This is a genomic window from Streptomyces sp. NPDC002896 (assembly GCF_040295225.1).
Lineage (GTDB): Bacteria > Actinomycetota > Actinomycetes > Streptomycetales > Streptomycetaceae > Streptomyces.
Genome location: NZ_JBEOVA010000029.1, coordinates 17207 through 38312, shown reverse-complemented (window position 1 = coordinate 38312; position 21106 = coordinate 17207). Strand labels below are relative to the sequence as shown.

The following is a 21106-nucleotide window of genomic DNA, read 5'->3' as shown; positions in this document are numbered from 1 at the left end:
CCCGCACCACGAGCTAGGGGCGGGTACGTGTCACCAGCCGCGTGCCGGTCTGCCGACTCGTCTCACTGGCCCAAGGGTGCCGGTGGCGTGGTGTCCGGGATGGGGGTCGGGGCCGAGGGGCGAGCGGTCGTCGCCCGTTCCTTCGTCAGGGCGTTGCTGACCGTGCGGGCCACGAGTGGATCGGCCGGAAGCACGTGTGAGGCGAACCAGCGGGCGGCCGACGGGTCGGGGGACGGTTCGACGAACTCCGCGCCCGCGTAGTCGTCGAGCGGGGGATCGTAGACGTACCCGGAGACCACACCGTGTCTCACCAGGCGTTCTATGAGGGCGTCGCGGTCGTGGACCAGGAGCGGAACCCGGAAGAGGGGGAGGGGGCGGCCGCCCTGCGCCGCCCGGTCGTGGAGTGCCGGGGAGGCCCAGGCGGTATCCGACAGCAGCGAGACACCGGCCCTGCGCCGGGCGAGGTCGCCGTCGAGCGCAGCCATCCGCAGCTCCAACTGCCCGCGGACCAGGGCCCCGTGGCGCGACCGGAAGTCGTGCAGGTCGACGCGGACCCACGGCTCGTACGCCGACAGGCTCGGGGCCTCGCGCGCACAGCCGGTCAGCCGCGGCGCGTTCAGGGGCATGCGGTAGTCGTCGCGTTCCAGCATCCCGAGGCGCTGCATCGTCCGCCACACGGGACGCACCAGGTGGAGGGTGCGTACGGCTGAACGCGCCAGCGGCCGCAGCGTCGCGGCCAGGTCGCCCCGGAGGCGGCGCGGGACCAGGAGTTCGTCGCGCAGCGACTCCAGTTCCCGTCGGGTGCGCGCGTCCTCGACGGCGAGGAAACCGCCGGCCATCGCCGCCACGTGCTTGGACAGGCTGAATGCCGCCGCCGTCCCGAACGTCCCGATCGGCTGCCCGTCCACGTGCGTGCCGATCGCGTGGGCCGCGTCCTCGATCAGGGGGATGCCCAACTCCTCGCAGCGACGCCGCAGTTCTACGACTCGGTCGGGAACCCCGTACAGGTTGCTGGTCAGGACGGCGTCCACGCTCCGCCAGGTGGACTCCGGTACGGCGGCCGGGTCGATGTTGCCGTCCCATACGGACACGGGGGCGTGCACGGGGCGCAGTCCCGCCGCGAGGACGACGAAGAGGATCACGTCGTCGGTCACCGGCGACATCAGCACCCGTGCACCCGGTCGGCACCAGCGCCGCAGCGCCAGGTACAGGGCGAGCCGTGCCGAGGGCGTGTAGACGCATTCGCGTCCCAGTCGCCGTGTCATCATCGCGGCCAGCCGCGATCCGTACGACATCGTCACCTCTTCCTTAGAAGGGCCGTCGAGGAGTCGCCCGACTCGTCTGAGTCGGCTGAGTCTGCTGAATCGCTGAGTCGGGTGAGTCCGCTGCGCCTGCTCAGCTGGCGCGGGACCCCGTTCCGCCGGAGTCCGCCCGACCCGAGGTACGCAGCGTGCCGACCGTCTTCAGCAGCCGGTCGGCGGGCTCGCGCAGCGTGGGATGGGCCAGGACCGTGTTCCTCAGCCCGCGCACCGGCCTGCGCCACAGCCGGTGCGCCGCCGCCACCGGGTGAGGGCGGGTCGCGAACCCTTCGCCCACGCGCAACTCGCGGGTCTTGAGCCAGTCCTTCCACTCCTTGTCGCCGCGTCCCAGATCCATGACCCGCACGCCCTGCCGGCCCGCGGCCTCGGCCATCCGCAGGTGCATGATCAGCCCGGGCGAGTAGTAGCGGAGCTCGGGGTCGTACGCGGTGAACCAGGGCGCGAAAACCGTGCGCGAGGTCGGGCCGAAGTGCGCGGCCACCGGCCGTTCGCCGGCGTACACCACGGACAGCACCCCGGTGAATTGCTCCTCGCGGACGTGGAACAGGTGGTTCACCAGATCCACGATCCACGGCCGCGCGAACCGGTCCATCCGTCCCGTCCTGCGGTACTGGGCGGACTTCCACTGCATGAGCGTGTGCAGCACCCGCGGGTCGCGCTCGTCGAAGACGAACCGCATCTCGCCCAGGTCGCGCCCCAGGCGGCGCTCCTTCTTCAGCGTCGTCTTGGCCAGCCCCGGGTACGCGCCACGCAGCCACTCCGTGTAGCTGCCGTCGTCGCCGTCCTTCAGGTCGATCACCGGGGAGGCGAACGTCCCCGTGACGTACCTGCCGAAGGGTTTCTGCTCCTCGACGAGGTGGTCGAACTCGAAGACGGACAACCCGCAGGCCCGCAGCAGTTCCTGGGTGTCCCAGGTGACCCCGGGGCGGTGCACGAGGCCCTGGCAGTCGGAGAGGCCGAGACCGATGGCCCGGCCGACGCCGAAGGAGTTGCGCTCGTACGGGAAGAAGCCCACGGGCTCTCCGCCCTCGTACAAGACCGCCACGTGCGCGCCAGCGCGGTACCTGCCGATCCCGGCCGCGAACTCCGGCGCCAGGAAGGGGTTGGCGTAGTCGGGCGACTCGTCCATCGCCCGGTGCCAGGCCCGGCGAAGCGACGTGCTCAGCTCCTCCGGTCTGTGGATCGTGATGCGCATGGGCGACCGCTCCCCCTGTTTCCCCCCATGACGCGCTGAACGCGTCCTGCCCCGGGCTCAAACGTCGCGAAGCACCACGCACGCTGTCAAGAGTGCCTGCCGTAACAGAAGAGTGCGGAGGGATGCGTATGCGCCCGGGCCACGTCCACTCGAAGCCATATAAACCGCAGGTCGCGGCGATCACGGGCACCGCAGCGCCGGTCAGTCCGGCCAGACTCCCGTCTCGAGCAGCGACTCGATCGCCGTCACATACGGGGCGATGTCCAGGCCCTGCCCGGCCAGCCAGGCGTCCGAGTAGTACTTGTCGAGATAGCGGTCGCCGGGGTCGCACAGCAGTGTGACGACGCTGCCGGTGCGGCCCTCCGCCACCATCTCGGACACGATCTTCAGCGCGCTCCACAGGCCGGTGCCCGTCGAGCCGCCGGCCTTGCGGCCGATCGCACGTTCCAGCGCACGGACGGCGGCGACGCTGGCCGCGTCCGGCACCTTCATCATCCGGTCGATGGCACCGGGCACGAAGCTCGGCTCCATACGGGGCCTGCCGATGCCCTCTATCCGGGATCCGGAGTCGCAGGTGACGTCCGTTTCACCGGTCGTCCAGCCCTCGAAGAAGCAGGAGTTCTCCGGGTCGGCGACGCAGATGCGGGTGTCGTACTGCATGTAGTGGACGTAGCGCGCGAGGGTCGCGGAGGTGCCGCCGGTGCCTGCGGTGGCGACGACCCATGCCGGCTCCGGATACCGCTCCAACCGCAGCTGACGGTAGATCGATTCGGCGATGTTGTTGTTGCCGCGCCAGTCCGTGGCCCGCTCAGCGTAGGTGAACTGGTCCATGTAGTGGCCGCCGGTCTCCACCGCGAGGGCGGCCGACTCCTCGTACATCGTCCGGGGGTCGTCGACGAAGTGGCACCGACCGCCGTGGAACTCGATCAGCCGGCACTTCTCGGCGCTCGTCGTGCGCGGCATCACCGCGATGAAGGGGACGCCGATCAGCTTTGCGAAGTAGGCCTCGGAGACCGCGGTCGAGCCGCTGGACGCCTCGATGACCGGGCGGTCCGGCCGGATCCAGCCGTTGCACAGACCGTACAGGAACAGCGAGCGCGCGAGGCGGTGCTTGAGGCTTCCCGTGGGATGCGTGGACTCGTCCTTGAGATACAGGTCGATGCCCCACTGCTCGGGCAGCGGGAAGCGCAACAGGTGCGTGTCCGCCGACCGGTTGGCGTCCGCCTGCACCTTACGGACGGCCTCTTTCAGCCAAGTGCGGTACGCAGCGTCACTGCGGTCCACGTCGAGTGTGGCGCGCGGGCTGCCCGTCAGGTCCTGCTGGGTGGTGCTCACCGCGGGGCTCCTTCACATCGTGCCGACCCCGGTTTCGCGCCGGCTGCACGGTTCGATCATAAGCACCTTCCGCACGCTTCTCACCTGCATAAACGCATCTTTGAGCGGCCCAAAGGAAGGCCTGGGAACGGCTGGGAGCGGCATGCCGGACACCTGCATGGAAGGGCTCACGGACGGCCTCACGGACAGCCCGCAGGCAGCGGGGGCGCATCCGCGGAGTGCTCCCGGCGGAGGACTCCGTGTCGCCGAGCGCACTGGTGCCAGGCGACAGGCGCGTGCAGACTGCACGGCAGCACGGGTCGACACGGCCGAAGCACACGAGGGGGCGGGGAGCATGGCAGAGCCCGAGTTCACGGCCACGGGCGTGCGGATCGGCAAGGGGCTGCGCTCGCTCACGCGGGCGGGGCAGATCCGGATCACCGACGGCAGGCTGGAGTTGCTCACCAGCTACGGCAGCGAGATCGACAGCGCACCGGTGCAGGCCGTGCGCGCCGGCAAGCCCTGGCTGGGCGACGAGGACCGCGCGCTGGCCGAGGTCAACGGCACGCGTTACCACCTGACGCTCGCCGAGGACGACCCGGCCCCCGGCAAGGGCGGGCCACCCTCCGCACGCCGGTTCATCGAGGCGGTACGCAGGGCCGGAGGTGGCCGGGCGTAGTCGCCCAAGCGGGCGGGCACGGCGCAAGTTGCACACAGGCACCCCCTGAGTCACTCTGGTCTCAGTCTCAACACTTACTCAGGGTTTACCGGCGACTACGCTCCGAACCAGCCGTCGGCAACGCAGCAGGCGACCGTGCTCCGCAGCCGCCTTGCTGGATCCGTTCTTCGTCTTCTTCCGGACCTCAATTCGGGGAGTCGCAGCCGTGATCAGCCAGCCAAGCAGGCACTGCACGGTGGAGCTCCAGGCCCTGCCGTCGCGGATCGGCCAGGTCCGCAGAATCGTCTCGGCGCAGTTGCGCTACTGGCATCTGGACGCCCTGATCGACCGGGCGGCGCTCGGTGTGACCGAGCTGCTGACCAACGTCCACCGGCATGCACAGCCGGACAAGATGTGCACCGTGGAGCTCGAGCTCCTGCTCGACCGCCTCACCGTCTCCGTCCATGACCATGATCCGAGACTCCCGCAGATCCATGACGCGGAGTCCTTCGCCACCAGCGGCCGCGGCCTCGCCATGGTCGCCGCGGTGAGCGAGACCTGGGGCGCTCGCCCGCACGGCGAGCACGGGAAGGTCGTGTGGTTCACGCTTCCCGCCTCTGCCCCGTCCAGCCCTTCGGTGCTGGTGCCCGCCTCTCCCCTGTACGGAGCCACCACTGCAGATCCGTTGTTGACGGACCTGGAGCCGGTGCCCGACGAGGAACGCGTGCCGGAACACGCTCCCGCCCGGTCGGCCGCTGTCGGCTGACCGGGCGGTGACCCGGGCGCGGGGCTGTCGCTTGGCCGAGCGGTCGCACCGGTGCGAGGTGTCGGCCGGCCGGGCGGTGATACCCGGATGCAAGGTTGTCGGCCGACCGATGCCACCGGCCTTGCCGGACGGCGGGCGGCGCCGTCACTCCGTGGCGATGGCCCTCAACACATCCAGCCGTGCCGCACGGCGCGCCGGGCGCAGGCCCGCGAGGGCTCCGGCGCCGATCCCCACCAGTGCCACGATGGCCAGCTGCAGCGGCGGCACGGCGAAGGCGAACGTGCTGTCGCTCGCCCCGTCGGACGACTCGACGAGGACCCAGCCGAGGAAGCCGCCGAGCGCCAGTCCGCCCACCGTGCCGAAGGCGGCGACGAGCACCGACTCCCAGCGGACCATGGCGCGCAGCTGCGCCCGGGTCTGCCCCACGGCCCGCAGCAGTCCGAGTTCGCGGGTGCGCTCGTGGAGGGCGAGCGTGAGGGTGTTGGCGATGCCGAGCAGTGCGATGAGTACGGCGAGGGCGAGCAGTGCGTAGACCAGGGTGAGCATCATGTCGATGCCGCCGGCCGACGACTGCGCGTACTCGTCACGGGTCTGCACCTCGGGACTCCCGTACTCCGCGGCGACCTTCTTCACCGCGGCCGTGCCCTCGGCCTTGCTCACGCCGTCCTTGAAGGAGACGGCGACGAGAGTGTCGGAGTCCTGTGCGCGGTGCGGCGCCCAGGCCTGGCGGGTGATGACGTAGTCGCCGGCGAGCTCCGACTGACCGTAGACGGCACGGACGGTGAACGTCTGCTTCTTGCCGTCGGTGAAGGTGAGTTCGGCCGTATCCCCCAGCCCCAGATGCTGCTTGTCGGCCTCCTTCTCGGTGACGGCGATGCCGTCCGTACCGAGTCCAGCCAGCGAACCGTGGACCGTGCCGAGGTCGAAGAGCTTGCCGAGTGCGACCGGGTCGGTGACGGTGAGCGCGCGGCCCTGTCCGTCGACCTCGGCGACGCCTCGGCCGAGTCCGACCGCCGTGGCCACCTGCGGCTCCTTCGCGATCGCCGGGGCCAGCTTGGGGCTGAGTCCGCTGCCGCCCGCACCGAACGAGGGCATACTGACGGCCACGTCGCCCGCGAAGGAGCGGGACACCGTCTGGTCCATGGTCGCCTTCAGCGAGGCGCCGAAGACGGTGAACAGCGAGACGACCGCGACGCCGATCATCAGGGCGCTCGCGGTGGCGGCGGTCCGCTTGGGGCTGCGCAGCGCGTTGCGCCTGGCGAGGCGCCCCGGTACGCCGCGCAACCGGTCGAGGGGGCCGCCGAGGATGCGTACCGCCGCCGAGGACGCAACAGGCCCGAGGACCACGAACGCGGCGAGCGCCAGGACTGCGCCCGAACCGGCGAGCCACAGGGACTGCGAGGCCAGCACCCCGATCAGGGTGAGGGCGACAGCGGCCAGTGCGATGCCCGTACCGGCGATGGCCCGTCCGTGCGAGGCCCCGGAGTGGTCGACGGCGGTCTCGCGCAGCGCGGCGAGTGGCGCGGTGCGTCCCGCGCGCACGGCGGGCAGCACGGCCGAGCCGAGGCAGACCACGATGCCCACCGCGAGCGGCAGCAGCATGGACAGGCCGCTGATCACCAAGGATCCGTCCGGGAACGGGAATCCGAGGGCGGGGAACAGTGCCTGCAGACCGGCGGCGATGCCGATGCCGCCCGCAAGCCCGGCGGCGGACGCGACGACGGCCACGGCCGTCGCCTCGGCGAGCGTCGAGACGGTGACCTGGCGGCGCGCGGCACCGAGGGCGCGCAGCAGCGCGTTCTCGCGGGTGCGCTGGGCGACGACGATCGCGAAGGTGTTGTGGATGGAGAAGGTCGCAACCAGCAGCGCGATGCCCGAGAACACCAGCAGGAAGGTCGTGAAGAGGGTCAGGAACTGCCCGGAGACCATGTCCGTGTTCTCCTGGGCCGACTCCTGTCCCGTGATGGCCTCGACTCCGTCGGGGAGTACGGGGGTGAGGGCGTCGACCAGCTTCTGCTGGCTGGTGCCGGGTCCGGCCCGCACCAGGATGCTCGCGGCCTCGCCGGGCTTCGGCGTCAGGTACTTCTCCGCGTCGGCCTGGGTCATACCAGTGAAGGTGACCTGCCCCATGCCGTCCGCGCCGCCGAAGGTCGCCAGGCCGACGATCTTCACCTGAACGGGGTCGGGGGTGCGCAGGGTCGTCGTGTCGCCGATCTTCAGGTCGCCCGCCTTGGCGGCGCCGCGGTTGACGACGACCTCGCCGGGCTTCGACGGGGCGCGTCCTTCGGCGAGTTGGTACGAGTTGAGCTTCGGGTCGTCGATCCAGTTGCCCGCGAGGGTGGGCGGACCCTGACCGCCGATCGGCTCGCCGTCGGAGCCGACGAGCTGACCTGCACCCTGAATATTGGCCACGGCGGCCGCGACACCGTGCGTCTTCTCCACCTTTGCGACGAGCGAGGTGTCGACCGGCCGGCGCACGCCCTGGCGCTCGCCGGGTGCGGTGATGGTGTCGGCACTGCGGACGACGGCGTCTGTGCCGCTCGCGGCGTTACCGAACATCGTGTCGAAGCTGGCGCGCAAGGTGTCGCCCATCACGAGCGTGCCCGTCAGAAAGGCGACACCGAGCAGCACGGCGAAGAAGGTCCCGGCGAAGCGCCGCTTGTGGGCGCGCAGCGACGACAGGCTGATCCGCACCGCCGCGGACGTGGCACTCATGACGGCACCCCTTCCCGGGAGCCGCTCGCGTCGGGTGCCTCTGCATCGAAGGGCTTGGCGCCGAACGGCTTGGCATCGAAGGCCTTCATCCGGTCGAGGACCCTGTCCGGAGTGGGGTCCTCCATACGGTCGACAAGGCGGCCGTCGGCCAGGAAGACGACCTCGTCGGCGTGCGCGGCGGCCACCGGGTCGTGGGTGACCATCACGACCGTACGGTCCATCAGGCGTACCGCGCGCCCGAGGAGGCCGAGCACCTCCTCGCCGGAGCGCGAGTCGAGGTTGCCGGTCGGTTCGTCGGCGAAGACCACGTCGGGCTGCCCGGCGAACGCGCGTGCGACGGCGACGCGTTGCTGTTGTCCGCCGGAGAGCTCGGTAGGCCGGTGGTGCAGCCGGTCGCGCAGCCCGACGACGTCGACGAGCGCGTCGATCCACTCCTCGTCGCGCTGGTCCGCCCTCCTGCCCGCGAGGTCCATCGGCAGCGTGATGTTCTCGGCGACCGTCAGCGTCGGCACCAGGTTGAACGCCTGGAACACAAAGCCGATCCGGTCCCGGCGCAGCAGCGTCAGACGGCGGTCGTCGAGCGTGCTCAGCTCCGTGTCGCCGATGAAGGCCGAGCCGGAGGTGAGCGTGTCGAGCCCGGCCGCGCAGTGCATGAGCGTGGACTTGCCGGAGCCGGAGGGCCCCATGATCGCGGTGAAGCGCCCGGCCGGAAAACCGACGCTCACCCCGTCCAGGGCCCTCACGGCGGTGTCCCCGGAGCCGTACACCTTCACGGCGTCGACGACCTGGGCAGCGGTCCGCGTATCGGTCACGGTGGTCGTCATGCCGCACCGCCCTTGCCGCCGCTGGTGCGCCCGAACTGCTCGTCCAGGACCGACAGACGGCGCCAGTACTCGTCCTCGTCGATCTCGCCGGAGGCGAAGCGGCGGCCCAGCAGGGCGATGGGCGAGTTGTCGTCGGCGGGACCGGCGGGAGCCCACGGGCCGCGTCCGTCCATGGGCCGCCACGGGCCGCGGCGGCCGCGCCACACGGTGCGGCGCAGGACGGTGACCACGCCGATCACGACGGCCGCCCAGATCAGCGGGAAGAACAGGATCCACGGGCCTGGCCCGCCGTCCCAGTGCGCCAGGGTCTGCATTCGAACTCATCTCCTCGGTAGCGAAGCTGTCGCTGTGTGAGCTGTCGCTGTGATGCTTCGAGACTCCCTCCGGAAGGGGCATCAGGTCGTCGTACGGCCAGCGGCAGTGCGCGTACCTCTCCGGGAGTACACAGGGCTCGGGCCGCTGCTCCCCCTGGCGTCCACCGAACGGCTTCCTTCTGTACCTACTAGTATGTACAGTGACGGCATGAACACTCAGGACCGGCTGATCGAGTCCACCCGCGAACTGCTGTGGGAGCGCGGCTATGTGGGGACCAGCCCGAAGGCCATCCAGCAGCACGCGGAGGCCGGCCAGGGCAGCATGTACCACCACTTCAAGGGCAAGCCGGACCTGGCCCTCGCCGCGATCCGGCGCACCGCCGACGAGATGCGGGCTACCGCCGAGGGCGTACTGAGCGCTCCGGGTTCGGCGTACGAGCGCATCGAGGCGTATCTACGGCGCGAGCGCGATGTCCTGCGCGGCTGCCCCGTCGGGCGGCTGACGATGGACCCGGACGTGATCGCCAGCGAGGAACTGCGCGCGCCCGTCGACGAGACGCTCGACTGGCTGCGCGCACGGCTGGCCGGGATCGTCGAAGAGGGCAGGGAACGGGGCGAGTTCGCGCCCTCGCTCGACCCTGAGGCGATCGCCGCGACGATCGTGGCGACGGTGCAGGGCGGCTACGTCCTCGCACGCGCGTCCGGCTCACCCGCCGCGTTCGACGCGGGCGTCCAGGGGCTGCTCTCCCTGCTCGCGGCCGGCTCCCCCACCACGTAGACGAGTTCAAGCGGCCGCCGAGGAGGCACACGATGCACGCCATGCAGTACGAGCTCACCCTGCCCGCCGACTACGACATGGACATCATCCGCATCCGCGGGACCGGCAAGGGCCCGCTCATGGACGACTACCCCGGCCTGGGCCTTAAGGCGTTTCTGATGCGTGAGCGCGGGGTCGACGGCTCGCCGGTCAACCAGTACGCGCCGTTCTACCTGTGGAACTCCCCCGAAGGCATGAACTCCTTCCTCTGGGGACCCGGATTCCAGGGCCTCGTCGACGACTTCGGCCGCCCCGTGGTGCAGCACTGGACCGGTCTCGCGTACGAGCCGGGATCGGCCGCCGGCTCCGCCGCGCGGTACGCCGTACGCCGCCGGCAGCACCTGCCCGACACGGAACCGCTCTCCGGCCTGATCGACGAGGCCGTACGGGAAACCGAGCGGCTGGCCGGGCTGGACGGCGCCGTGTGCGCGGCGGCGGCCGTCGATCCGCGCCACTGGGAACTGGTGCACTTCTCGCTCTGGGAGCACGACACGCCGAAGGCGCTCGGCGACGTGTTCCAGGTGCTGCACCTCTCCGCGCCGGAGCTGGATCGGCTGCCGCGCGGACGACTGTGGTGAGGACGGTCTGCACCCTCCTCGACGGCCGGAACGCCTCAGCCGTGCCCCAGCGCCGCCAACGGATCGTCGAGCACCGGCTGCCACGCCAACTCGGCCGCCCCCACCAGGCTGTTGTGGTCCAGCGTGCACGCCAGGATCGGTACGCCGCCGCTGCGGCCCCACAGGCTGCGGTCGGCCACCACGGCGCGCAGGCGCTCCGGGTCCGCGTCGAGCAGGGCGCGATGCAGGCCGCCGAGGATGATGCGGTCCGGGTTGAGGATGTTCACCAGGCCCGCGAGTCCCAGGCCGAGCCGGTCGATCAGCGCCTCCGTGGCCATGCGGACCGTCAGGTCGGTGTACTGCGTGCGGATCAGGTCGAGGGACTGCTGCAGCAGCGACACCTCGGGGCCGGGGGTGCGGCCCGCCGCATTGAGGAAGGCGAGCGGGTCGGCCTCGACGTCGAGGCAGCCGCGGCTTCCGCAGTGGCAGGGGCGGCCCTCGGGGTTCACGGTCAGATGGCCGACCTCCAGGGCGAGGCCCGAACTGCCGGTGTGCAGGCGTCCGTCGAGGACGAGCGCGCCGCCGACGCCGCGGTGCCCGGTGGCCACGCACAGCAGGTCGCGGGCACCTCGGCCGGCCCCGTGCCGGTGCTCGGCGAGGGCGGCGAGGTTGACGTCGTTCCCGGCGAACACCGGCCCGGGGATGCCTGCTTCGTGGATCTTCGCGGCGAAGATCTCGCGGACCGGGGAGCCTGCGGGCCAGGCGAGGTGCAGCGGGTTGAGCGCTGTGCCCTCGGGTTCGGCGACGGCGGACGGCACGGCGAGCCCGGAGCCGACGCAGCGTCGTCCAGTCTCGCGCAGGAGCTGAGCGCCCGCTTCGACGACGGAGCCGAGTACCTTCGCCGGGTCCGGGCCGATGATCTCAGCGCCCGGCGCGGTGGCGACGATACGGCCGCCCAGCCCGACGAGCGCCGCCCGGAACCCGTCGGCGTGCACCTGCGCGGCGAGCGCGACGGGCCCCTCTTCGGCGATCTCCAGCCGGTGCGAGGGCCTTCCCTGCGATCCGGTGGCCGCGGTGGGGCGGACGTCGACGCGGATCAGGCCGAGGGCTTCGAGTTCCGCGGCGACCGCCCCTGCCGTGGCGCGGGTGACCCCGAGTTCGGCGGTGAGCACGGCACGGGTCGGGGCACGGCCGGTGTGGACGAGTTCCAACGCGGGACCGAGCGCGCCGCGTCCTCGCTCCAGCCTGTTGCGCGTAGACGTTTCTCCCGCCACTGGATGGGCCTCGTTGCCGTTCATGAGGGCGAGTCTCCCATGATCAGCGGATGCAGCGGCCATCGGGCGCCGCGGCCATCCTCTCGAAACAGGACGGTCACTCCGCCGGAATCCGCAGCCCGCTCACCCTCAGCGTGATGTTGAGCCGCCCGCACAGCCCGAGTTCCGGGGGCCCGCTGCCGGCCTCGACCCGCGGCACTCCGTGGTACGCGAGGCGCGCGGGCCCGCCGAAGACGAACAGGTCCCCGCTGCGCAGCTCGACGTCCGTGTACGGCCGCCCTCGCGACTCCGCGTTGCCCAACCGGAAGACGCAGCAATCGCCGAGGCTCAGGGACACCACCGGGTCGTCGGCGTCCTCGTCGCTGTCCCGGTGCATTCCCATCCGCGCGCCCTCGTCGTAGAAGTTGATCAGCGCGATGTCGTAGGGCGAGGTGCACTCGGCGACGCCGAGGGCCTCCTTCACGCCCTGGCGGGCGAGGTCGCCGAGCCATTGCGGGAACGGTTTCACGGGCGCTCCGTCCCCGTCCGTGACGGTGCGGGCATAGCCGTACGGGTACCAGTGCCAGCCCAGGCACACCTGCCGGGCGCTCATCGTGCCGCCGCCCGGAGTGCGCACGGTGCGCAGCCCCGCGGGCGGGCGCGCCCACTCGCGGCAGGCCTCGAGCAGCTCGCGCTGGCGCTCCGGAGACAGCCAGTCCGGGATGTGCACGGCACCCGGGGCCACCTCGGAGCGCGTCCGGGGAAACAGCTCACCGCTCATCACCAGCCATCATGTCACCGCGCGGGGTCCGGTCCCGATAGCTGTCCCGATCGGCTGCCTCGGTCCGGTGTTCCGCCCGGCTAGTACCCGGAACCGCCGCGTACCACGGTGATCAGTTCCGTCACGGTGCGTACCATCGCCTCACGTGCCACGCTCAGATATTTCCGCGAATCCACCACGTCGGGGTGGAGGGCGAGGTACTCGCGGATGGCCCTGGTCATCGTGAGATTCAGCGCGGTGCCCACATTGACCTTCGCGATGCCGTCGGCAACGGCCGCCGACAGTTCCTCGGCCCGCACTCCGGAGGAGCCGTGCAGGACGAGCGGCACGCCCGCGGACGCGGCGAGGCGCTTCAGCAGGTCGTGGTCGAGGGTCGCGGTGCGAGTGGTCATGGCGTGCGAGCTTCCGATGGCGACGGCGAGCGCGTCGACGCCGGAGTCGGCCACGAACGCCCGGGCCTCGGCAGGGTCCGTACGGGCTCCGGGGGCGTGGGCGTCGAGCGACGCCCAGCCGTCCTTGCCGCCCACCTCGCCCAACTCCGCCTCGACCCACAGCCCGTGCGCATGGCCCCAGTCGGCGGCGGCACGGGTCGCGGCCAGGTTCTCCTCGTACGGCAGGCTCGCAGCGTCGTACATCACGGAGCTGAAACCGGCGCCGGGGGCCTGCCGCAACAGGTCGTCGCTCTGGACGTGGTCGAGGTGGAGCGCCACGGGGACCGTCGAGCGCTCGGCGGCGGCGGTCGCGGCCCGGGCCAGTGGAAGCACGTGTCCCTGGCGGAACTTGACGGCGTTCTCGCTGATCTGCAGGACGACGGGCGCCTGCACGGCTTCGGCGCCGGCGATGACGGCTTCGACGTGTTCGAGCGTGATGGCGTTGAACGCGGCGACGGCGGTGTGCGCGGCGGACGCCGACGCGACCAGCTCGCCTGTTGCGGCAAGGGGAATGGCTGCTCGCTCCTCTCAGGTCCTTGTGGCTCTGGTGCGTTGGCGGTCGCGGCTGTCAGGAAGGGGTGAGGATCACCGAGCGGGTCAGGTGGCGCGGCCGGTCCGGGTCGAGACCGCGGGCGGACGCGACCGCGACGGCGAGCCGCTGGGCGCGTACCAGCTCGGCGAGCGGGTCGAGGCCGCCCGCCACCCACATCCCGCCGGTGGCGCGTACCTGTTCTTCGAGGCCTTCGGGTGCCTCGCCGAGCATCCAGGTCGCGGTGCCCTTGGTGGTGATGGCGATAGGGCCGTGCCGGTATTCCATGGCCGGGTAGGCCTCGGTCCACGACAGTGACGCCTCGCGCATCTTGAGGCCGGCTTCCAGGGCGAGCCCGACGGTCCAGCCGCGCCCGAGGAAGGTGAACTGCGTGCAGTCGACGAGTCCTTCGGGAAGCGGCTCGGCGAGCGCGGTGCGCGCGTCGTCGACCACGGCTTCGGTGTGCAGGCCAAGGTGGGCGCGCAGCAGCGTGAGCGCGGTGGTGGCGAACCGGGTCTGCACGACGGACTGTTCGTCGGCGAAGTCGAGTACGACGACGTCGTCGGCGGCCTGCATCACGGGCGTCCGGGGGTCCGCGGTGATCGCGGTCGTACGGGTGGATCCCCGTAGCTGCCCGAGGAGGTCGAGTACCTCGGTCGTGGTGCCTGAGCGCGTCAGGGCGACGACCCTGTCGTAGGCGCGGGCGCGGCCGGCCGGGAACTCGGAGGCGGCGAAGGCGTCGGTCTCGCCCTGGCCCGCCTGCTCGCGCAGCACCGCAGCGGACTGCGCCATGAACCACGAGGTTCCGCAGCCGACGATCGCTACCCGCTCGCCCGGGGCCGGCAGCACCGGGCCTTGTCCGGCGGCCAGTTCGGCGGCGCGCTGCCAGCACTCGGGCTGGCTGTTGAGCTCGTTCTCGACGTGGCTCACGCCGTCGGCCCCCTCACAGCGAATCCTGCACAGGAATTGCTTCCGCAAGATATCGACGAGTTCCGAGCGTCATCAAGCACGCCTTTTCGCGCAGCTCAGGTGGACTCGCGGACGACCAAGCGGCAGGGAACGGTGTGCACCCCCGGGACCGGACCCGAGTCGATGGCCTCAAGGAGCTTCAGGGCGGCGATCCGGCCGATCTCGGTCAGGTCCATGTCGATCGTGGTGAGGGGCGGACGGCAGGCCAGGGCCATGGTGTCCCAGTTGTCGTAGCCCACGACGGCGATCTCGCCGGGCACGTCCAGGCCCCGCTCGCGCAGGGCGTCCGCCACGCCCCGGGCGATCTGGTCGTTGCCGCAGAAGAAGGCGTCGGTGTCCGGCGCCGTGCGCAGCACCGCGTCGGCGGCGCGCCGCCCCCATGCCTCGCTCCACTCCCCGAAGTGGACCCGGCCGGTGGCGAGACCGAGCGAGGAGCGCTCCAGCAGTCCGACCGCGTGGCGGGCTCGGTCGCGGGCGGCCGCGTGGTGTTCAGGGCCGGTGATGTGCGCGATCCGCGTACGGCCGGTCGCCAGCAGGTGCTCGACGGCGAGGAGGGCGCCGCCGCGGTCGTCCGAGACCACCGAGATGTCGGCTGGATCGGTGGACGGGGAGAGCGCGTAGACGGTGGGGATGGGCTCGATGCCCTTGAGGGCAGGACGCGGATCGGTCCGGCGGCCGGTGACGATGATGCCGTCGACGCGGCGGTCCACGAGGTTGCGCAGGTGGTGCTGCTCCCGGATGGAGTCGCCCCGGGTGTCGCACAGCAGCACGGAGATCTTCCCGGCGCCGAGCGCGTCCTCGGCGCCAAGGAGCACGGGCGTACTGAAGCGGCCGATGCCGTCCGTCGTCATCAGCCCGACCGTCCAACTGCGGCCGGTGTGCAGGCTCTGCGCGTGCTGGTTGGGCCGGAAACCGAGCGCCTCCACGGCGTCCAGCACCCTCTGCCGGGTCTCGGGCCGCATCCGGCCGCTGCCGCTCAGCGCCTTGGATGCCGTGCCCACGCTGACGCCGGCCAGGGCGGCGACGTCGGCGAGCTTCGCCCGGCTTGCGGAGGGGTGACGGGGAGCGGCTTCGGTCACGGGCAATCCTTTTCTCAGTCGTCAACCTCGACGGCACCGGCGTCATCCTAGGCGGCACCAGCGCCGCCCATGGTCGCAGTCGCCGACGCCGCGTGCCAGCCTTTGAGCAAACGGAGAAATATGGTGCGCGACCCTTGACCCGGCTCCTCCGCCTGCCCTCTACTCTTCCATCAGGAAAACGATTGCTCAATTGGTTGCCCAGACGTGCACCGTGGGCGTTCGCCACCTGCACGTACCCGGGCCCCGGCCACCGCCCGTGCGGAGGCCCCTCCCGTCGTCCGCTTCCCCCACCCTTCATCTCCCCGGAGAGTCATGCCCCGCACAAGCTCCGCCCTGCCCCTCACGGGCCCGGTCCGCCTCGGCGCCGACGCCCGTGCCGCACTGCGTCCCGCCGCTGCCGAGGTGCGCGCCGGCTTCTGGCACACCCGACGCGAGGTGAACGCGCGCACCTCCATCCCGCAGGGCCCCGGGCTGCTGGAGTCCGCGGGAAACCTGCACAACCTGCGCCTGGTGGCGGGCACCGCTCAGGGCGAGCACCGGGGCGACTTCCCGTTCGTGGACTCCGACGTCTACAAGTGGCTGGAGGCCGCCTCCTGGCAGCTCGCCCAGCAGGGGGCGGACGAAGACGGCGGCCAGGGCGATCCTGAGACCCAGCGGCTGGCCGCCGATGTGGACCGGATCATCTCCCTGGTCGCCGGCGCCCAGCAGCCCGACGGCTACCTCAACACCTGGTTCCAGATCCGCAAGGGCGGAGAGCGCTACCAGGATCTGCGCTGGGGCCACGAGCTGTACTGCGCGGGCCACCTGATCCAGGCGGCTGTGGCCCACCACCGGGCCACCGGACGCGACCAACTGCTCGACGTCGGGCGCCGCTTCGCCGACCAGATCGAGTCCGTCTTCGGTCCCCCCGGCAGCGGCAAGCCCATCGACGGCATCGACGGCCACCCGGAGGTCGAGACAGCCCTGGTCGAGCTGTACCGGGAGACCGGCGAGCGACGCTACCTGGACCTGGCGGGCTACTTCGTCGACCGTTACGGCCACGGCCTGCTCGGCGGCGCCGCCTACTGCCAGGACCGCGTGCCGCTGCGCGAGGCGACGACGGTCGAAGGACACGCCGTACGCCAGCTCTACCTGCTGGCCGCCGCGACGGACCTGGCCACAGAGACCGGCGACGCCGAACTGCGTGCGGCCACCGAGCGGTTGTGGCAGGCGATGACCGCCACCAAGACCCATCTGACCGGCGGCCTCGGCGCCCACCACGACAGGGAGGACTTCGGCGACCCCTTCGAGCTGCCCAACGAACGCGCCTACTGCGAGACCTGCGCGGCCATCGCCTCGGTCCAGTGGAGCTGGCGCATGGCCCTGCTCACCGGCGAGGCCCGCTACAGCGACCTGATCGAACGCACTCTGTACAACGGCTTCCTCGCGGGCGTCTCCCTGGACGGCGAGAGCTGGCTCTACGTCAACCCGCTGCAGGTCCGCGACGGCCACACCGACTCCGGCGGCGACCAGTCCGCCCGGCGCACCCGCTGGTTCCGCTGCGCCTGCTGCCCGCCGAACGCCATGCGTCTGCTGGCCGGCCTTGAGCACTACCTGTCCTCGACCGACGCCGACGGGCAGGGCCTGCAGATCCACCAGTACGTCACCGGGCGATACCGCGCGGATCTCGGCGGCACCCCCGTCACCGTGACCGCCGAGACCGACTACCCCTGGCACGGCACGATCACCCTGACCGTCGAGGAGACCCCGACCGACCGGCCCTGGACCCTGTCCCTGCGCATCCCGCAGTGGTGCAGCGAATACCGCGTGCGGTGCGGCACTCGGACGTACGACCAGACCGACGCCCCCGTCACGGACGGCTGGCTGCGCCTGGAGCAGGAGTGGGCGCCGGGTGACCAGGTCGTCCTGGAGCTCGGTCTGGAACCCCGGCTCACCGCGGCCGACCCCCGGGTGGACGCCGTCCGCGGCTGCGTGGCCATCGAGCGCGGGCCGCTGGTGTACTGCCTGGAGCAGGTCGACCACCCCGGCGGCGGACTGGACGACATCGTCATCGACACCACACGCCCGCTCGTGGTGAAGCACCGCCCGGACCTGCTCGGCGGCGTCACCACCGTCGTGGCCGCCGGCCACCACCGCCGGATCCCCGACGCCGGCTGGTGGCCCTACCAGCCCGCCGCCGGCACAGCCGACCCCACGTCCTCGGCCGGCGAGCCGGTCGAACTGACCGCGATCCCGTACCACGCCTGGGCCAACCGCCAGGACGGCAGCATGCGCGTCTGGCTGCCCACCTCCTGAACCCGGCCCGCCACCTCCTGAACCCGGGCCGGTTCCCCCCTCCACGGCTTCCCGGGGGCCTGGCCCCCGCACGCCCTCCGCCCGTCACCCCTCAAGCCCACCGATGACAACGAGGTCACCCCGATGAGAAGCACCCGCCGTACTCTCCTCGCTGCCTGTGTCGCCGCCGGCACGCTCGCCTCGCTCACCGCCTGCGGTGGCGGCGGTTCGGGCTCGTCCGGCTCTTCCGGCAAGTCCGCGACGTACACGTTCTGGGACCCGTACCCGCAGTTCGACGCCTCTTCCGACTGGGGCAAGCGTGTCGCGAAGTGCGGCACCGAGGCCGGCGTCAAGCTCAAGCGCACCGGGTACGACACCACGGACCTGGGCAACAAGGCGCTGCTGGCCGCGCAGCAGGGCAACGCCCCCGACGTGATGCTCGTCGACAATCCGGTCGTCTCCACGCTGGTGGAGGCCGGGATCCTGACCAAGACGAGCGACCTCGGCCTGGAAACGGCCTCGATACAGAAGAACATCATCGGCGCGGGCACGCTCGACGGGACGTCCTACGGCGTACCGATCGGCGCCAACACGCTCGCCCTCTACTACAACAAGAAGGTCCTGTCGGCCGCGGGCGTCGACCCCGCATCGATCAAGGACTGGACGTCGCTGACCTCTGCCCTGAAGAAGGTCAAGGCGGCGGGCAAGAAGGGCATCACGTTCTCCGCGATCGGCACGGAGGAGGGCAGTTTCCAGTTCCTGCCGTGGTTCTGGGGCGCCGGCGGCGATCTCACCAAGCTCAACTCCGCCAAGGGTGTCGCCGCGCTGTCGCTGTGGAAGCAGTGGGTCGACGAGGGGTACGCGCCCAAGGACGTCCTGCAGAACACGCAGACCACCAGCTGGCAGGAGTTCGCCACCGGCGACTACGCCTTCGGCGAGAACGGGACCTGGCAGCTGGGCAACGCCGAGAAGGCCGGCTTCCCGTACGGGATCATCAACATCCCCGCGCAGAACGGCGGTTCGGCGCCGGTGCCGACCGGTGGCGAGTTCGTCACGGTCCCGGTGCAGCAGGACACCTCGCGCTACGACGTCAGCAAGAAGATCGTCACCTGCCTGACCAGCGACAAGAACCTGCTGCCCACGGACACCACCCTTATGTACGTGGCCCCCACGACAGCGGTGCAGGAGGAGCAGGTCAAGGCGAACCCGAAGCTCAAGCCGTGGGTGGAGGCCGTGGCCTCGGCGCGCGGCCGGACCAGCGGCGGCCTGGGCACGAAGTACCCCACCATCTCGCAGCAGATGTGGACGGCGGTGCAGGCGGCCCTGTCCGGTGGCAAGAGCCCGCAGTCCGCTCTCGACGAGGCGCAGACGGCGGCCGGCAAGGGATAGGCCCTTCGGCTTGCGGCAGCGGCGCGGCGCCGCCGCCGCAAGCCGCCGTTCCGGACACCGCCACCCGCATCCAGGAGTTCGCATGACCATCGCCCGAGTCGACCGCCCGAAGCGGTCCCCGGCCGTGTCCGGAACGACGGGCACCGCCGGCCGGCGCGACTCCGCGTCACGCCGTCGGCGCCGCAGAAGCCAGCTGACCGCGCTTGCCTTCGTCGCCCCGCTCGTCGCCTATCTGGCGGCCTTCTACGTCTATCCGCTCTACCGCAACCTCGACCTGAGCCTGCGCAACTACACCGTCCGGTCGTTCGTGGCGGGCGACGCGCCGTTCTCCGGCTGGGACAACTTCTCGCAGGTGCTGAACGATCCGACGTTCGGGCCCGCGCTGCGCAACACGATGGTCTTCACCTTCGTGTCGATCGTGTTCCAGTACGCGGCCGGCCTGGCCCTCGCGGTCTTCTTCAACCGGCACTTCCGGCTGGCCGCGACCCTCAGGGCGCTGTTCCTCATCCCGTGGCTGCTGCCGCTCATCGTGTCGGCGTCGACCTGGTCCTGGATGCTGAACAGCGAGTCCGGCGTGGTCAACTACGCGCTCCACGTCGTCGGCGTATCGCCGGTCGACTGGCTCACCTCGCCGCATTGGGCGCTGACCTCGGTCATCATCGCCAACATCTGGATCGGCATCCCGTTCAACCTGGTGATCCTCTACAGCGGCCTGCAGAACATCCCCGCGGAGCTGTACGAGGCCGCCGCGCTGGACGGGGCGAGCGGCTGGCAGCAGTTCCGCCGCGTCACCTTCCCGCTGCTGCGACCGGTCTCGGCGATCACGCTGCTGCTTGGCCTGGTGTACACGCTGAAGGTGTTCGACCTGATCTGGATCATGACCAAGGGCGGTCCGGGCGACTCCTCGTCGACCCTGGCGACGTGGTCCTACCGGCTCGGATTCGGCACGCTGCTCCCGAAGTTCGGGCCGGGAGCAGCGGTCGGCAACATCCTCATCCTCATCGCCCTCGTCTTCGGCCTGCTCTACATCCGCGTCCAGAGGAGGCAGGAAGCATGACCTCCACTCGTCCCGTGGCCTCTCACCGGCCCGGCGCCCGGCGCTCGCGCCGCAACACCGCCATCGGCGTCGTGCTGACCGCGCTCATGCTGTTCCCGGTGTACTGGATGCTGAACGTGTCCCTCACCCCGCAGCAGGACATGCGCAAGACACCGCCCGACCTGCTGCCCCTGCACCCCACGTTCGAGGGCTACCGGGCCGTCCTGAACGACCAGCTGCCGTACCTGGGCACGAGTCTGCTCATCGGCCTCGGCACGGTCGCGGTCACCCTCGTTCTCGCCGCCCCGGCCGGCTACTCGCTGGCCAAGCTCCGCCCGAGCGGCGGCGGCGTCCTCAGCCTCGGCCTGCTGATCGCCCAGATGATCCCCGGCATCGTCATGGCGATGGGCTTCTACGGGATCTTCCTCAACGCCGGTCTGCTGAACTCCTGGTGGGGACTGATCATCGCGGACTCCACCATCGCGGTGCCCTTCGGCGTCATGATCTTCACGGCGTTCATGTCGGGCATCCCCGACGAGCTCACCGCCGCCGCCCGCATTGACGGCGCGAGCACCTGGCGCACCTTCTGGTCCGTCATCCTGCCGGTGAGCCGCAACGCCGTGGTCACCGTGTCGCTGTTCAGCTTCCTGTGGGCCTGGTCCGACTTCGTCTTCGCCAACACCCTCGACGGCGGCGGCGAGCTGCGCCCGATCACCCTCGGCATCTACCGCTACATCGGCAACAACAACCAGGAATGGAACGCGATCATGGCCACCGCTGTCATCGCCTCCATCCCCGCCGCCGTCCTCCTCGTCCTCGCGCAGCGGTACGTGGCCGCAGGGGTCACCGCGGGCGCGGTCAAGGACTGACGGACCCGACGCACGGC

At 71.0% G+C, this 21106-nt stretch carries 19 protein-coding genes; 8 read left to right on the top strand and 11 right to left on the bottom strand.

The genetic code is table 11. From position 1 onward, the window contains the following. Positions 1-62 precede the first annotated feature (62 nt). From ABT009_RS36640 to cds1, 3 genes are all read right to left on the bottom strand, one after another. Positions 63-1295, bottom strand: a complete 1233-nt coding sequence (locus ABT009_RS36640; RefSeq protein WP_351305179.1) for a DegT/DnrJ/EryC1/StrS family aminotransferase — start codon at positions 1293-1295, stop codon at positions 63-65. Positions 1296-1395: 100 nt separating this feature from the next. Next, positions 1396-2514, bottom strand: coding sequence for a GNAT family N-acetyltransferase (locus tag ABT009_RS36635; protein WP_351305177.1), 1119 nt, complete (start codon positions 2512-2514; stop codon positions 1396-1398). A 201-nt stretch (positions 2515-2715) separates the two neighbouring features. Then, a complete protein-coding gene (gene cds1 / locus ABT009_RS36630) occupies positions 2716-3849 on the bottom strand; it encodes an L-cysteine desulfhydrase Cds1 (protein ID WP_351305176.1) in 1134 nt (377 codons plus the stop codon). Positions 3850-4183: 334 nt separating this feature from the next. Between cds1 and ABT009_RS36625 the strand changes: the two genes are divergently transcribed. Together ABT009_RS36625 and ABT009_RS36620 are read left to right on the top strand one after the other, a co-directional pair. Then, a complete protein-coding gene (locus tag ABT009_RS36625) occupies positions 4184-4507 on the top strand; it encodes a hypothetical protein (RefSeq protein ID WP_351305174.1) in 324 nt (107 codons plus the stop codon). A gap of 205 nt (positions 4508-4712) precedes the next feature. After that, complete coding sequence (locus tag ABT009_RS36620) at positions 4713-5252, top strand: ATP-binding protein (protein ID WP_351305172.1); 540 nt, start codon at positions 4713-4715, stop codon at positions 5250-5252. 144 nt (positions 5253-5396) lie between these two features. On the opposite strand, the gene ABT009_RS36615 is transcribed toward ABT009_RS36620, so the two are convergent. The 3 genes from ABT009_RS36615 to ABT009_RS36605 are packed head-to-tail and all read right to left on the bottom strand — an operon-like array spanning position 5397 to position 9105. Next, entirely contained in the window at positions 5397-7967 is a 2571-nt protein-coding gene (locus tag ABT009_RS36615; protein ID WP_351305170.1) for an ABC transporter permease, read from the bottom strand. Beyond that, the gene (locus ABT009_RS36610; protein ID WP_351305168.1) at positions 7964-8791 is read right to left on the bottom strand and encodes an ABC transporter ATP-binding protein; all 828 of its coding nucleotides are present in this window, start codon (positions 8789-8791) and stop codon (positions 7964-7966) included. The genes ABT009_RS36615 and ABT009_RS36610 overlap by 4 nt, the downstream gene beginning before the upstream one ends. Further along, the gene (locus ABT009_RS36605) at positions 8788-9105 is read right to left on the bottom strand and encodes an SHOCT domain-containing protein (protein WP_351305166.1); all 318 of its coding nucleotides are present in this window, start codon (positions 9103-9105) and stop codon (positions 8788-8790) included. Before ABT009_RS36605 ends, ABT009_RS36610 begins: the two co-directional genes overlap by 4 nt. A 193-nt stretch (positions 9106-9298) precedes the next feature. Between ABT009_RS36605 and ABT009_RS36600 the strand changes: the two genes are divergently transcribed. After that, positions 9299-9883: a TetR/AcrR family transcriptional regulator gene (locus ABT009_RS36600; RefSeq protein WP_351305165.1), complete on the top strand. Its 585-nt coding sequence runs from the start codon at positions 9299-9301 to the stop codon at positions 9881-9883. 32 nt (positions 9884-9915) lie between these two features. Then, positions 9916-10500: a DUF4865 family protein gene (locus ABT009_RS36595; protein ID WP_351305164.1), complete on the top strand. Its 585-nt coding sequence runs from the start codon at positions 9916-9918 to the stop codon at positions 10498-10500. Positions 10501-10535: 35 nt separating this feature from the next. Here ABT009_RS36595 and ABT009_RS36590 read toward each other — a convergent pair whose 3' ends face one another. The 5 genes from ABT009_RS36590 to ABT009_RS36570 form a co-directional block, all read right to left on the bottom strand. After that, positions 10536-11777 carry an ROK family protein gene (locus ABT009_RS36590; protein ID WP_351305162.1) on the bottom strand — a complete coding sequence of 414 codons (1242 nt, stop codon included), beginning with the start codon at positions 11775-11777 and terminating at the stop codon, positions 10536-10538. Between the two features lie 73 nt (positions 11778-11850). Next, positions 11851-12513: an alpha-ketoglutarate-dependent dioxygenase AlkB family protein gene (locus ABT009_RS36585; RefSeq protein ID WP_351305160.1), complete on the bottom strand. Its 663-nt coding sequence runs from the start codon at positions 12511-12513 to the stop codon at positions 11851-11853. A gap of 80 nt (positions 12514-12593) precedes the next feature. Then, the gene (locus tag ABT009_RS36580; protein ID WP_351305273.1) at positions 12594-13457 is read right to left on the bottom strand and encodes a class II fructose-bisphosphate aldolase; all 864 of its coding nucleotides are present in this window, start codon (positions 13455-13457) and stop codon (positions 12594-12596) included. A 55-nt stretch (positions 13458-13512) separates the two neighbouring features. After that, entirely contained in the window at positions 13513-14403 is an 891-nt protein-coding gene (locus ABT009_RS36575; RefSeq protein WP_351305159.1) for an SIS domain-containing protein, read from the bottom strand. Between the two features lie 95 nt (positions 14404-14498). Further along, positions 14499-15521, bottom strand: a complete 1023-nt coding sequence (locus tag ABT009_RS36570; RefSeq protein ID WP_351305157.1) for a LacI family DNA-binding transcriptional regulator — start codon at positions 15519-15521, stop codon at positions 14499-14501. Between the two features lie 312 nt (positions 15522-15833). On the opposite strand from ABT009_RS36570, the gene ABT009_RS36565 reads away from it, so the two are divergent. From ABT009_RS36565 to ABT009_RS36550, 4 genes are all read left to right on the top strand, one after another. Then, positions 15834-17816, top strand: coding sequence for a glycoside hydrolase family 127 protein (locus ABT009_RS36565; RefSeq protein ID WP_351305155.1), 1983 nt, complete (start codon positions 15834-15836; stop codon positions 17814-17816). A 123-nt stretch (positions 17817-17939) separates the two neighbouring features. Beyond that, on the top strand, positions 17940-19184 hold the full coding sequence (locus ABT009_RS36560) for a sugar ABC transporter substrate-binding protein (RefSeq protein WP_351305153.1): 1245 nt from the start codon (positions 17940-17942) through the stop codon (positions 19182-19184). 82 nt (positions 19185-19266) lie between these two features. Next, positions 19267-20241: a carbohydrate ABC transporter permease gene (locus ABT009_RS36555; protein ID WP_351305151.1), complete on the top strand. Its 975-nt coding sequence runs from the start codon at positions 19267-19269 to the stop codon at positions 20239-20241. Further along, positions 20238-21089, top strand: a complete 852-nt coding sequence (locus tag ABT009_RS36550) for a carbohydrate ABC transporter permease (RefSeq protein ID WP_502990033.1) — start codon at positions 20238-20240, stop codon at positions 21087-21089. The genes ABT009_RS36555 and ABT009_RS36550 overlap by 4 nt, the downstream gene beginning before the upstream one ends. Positions 21090-21106: the final 17 nt, after the last annotated feature.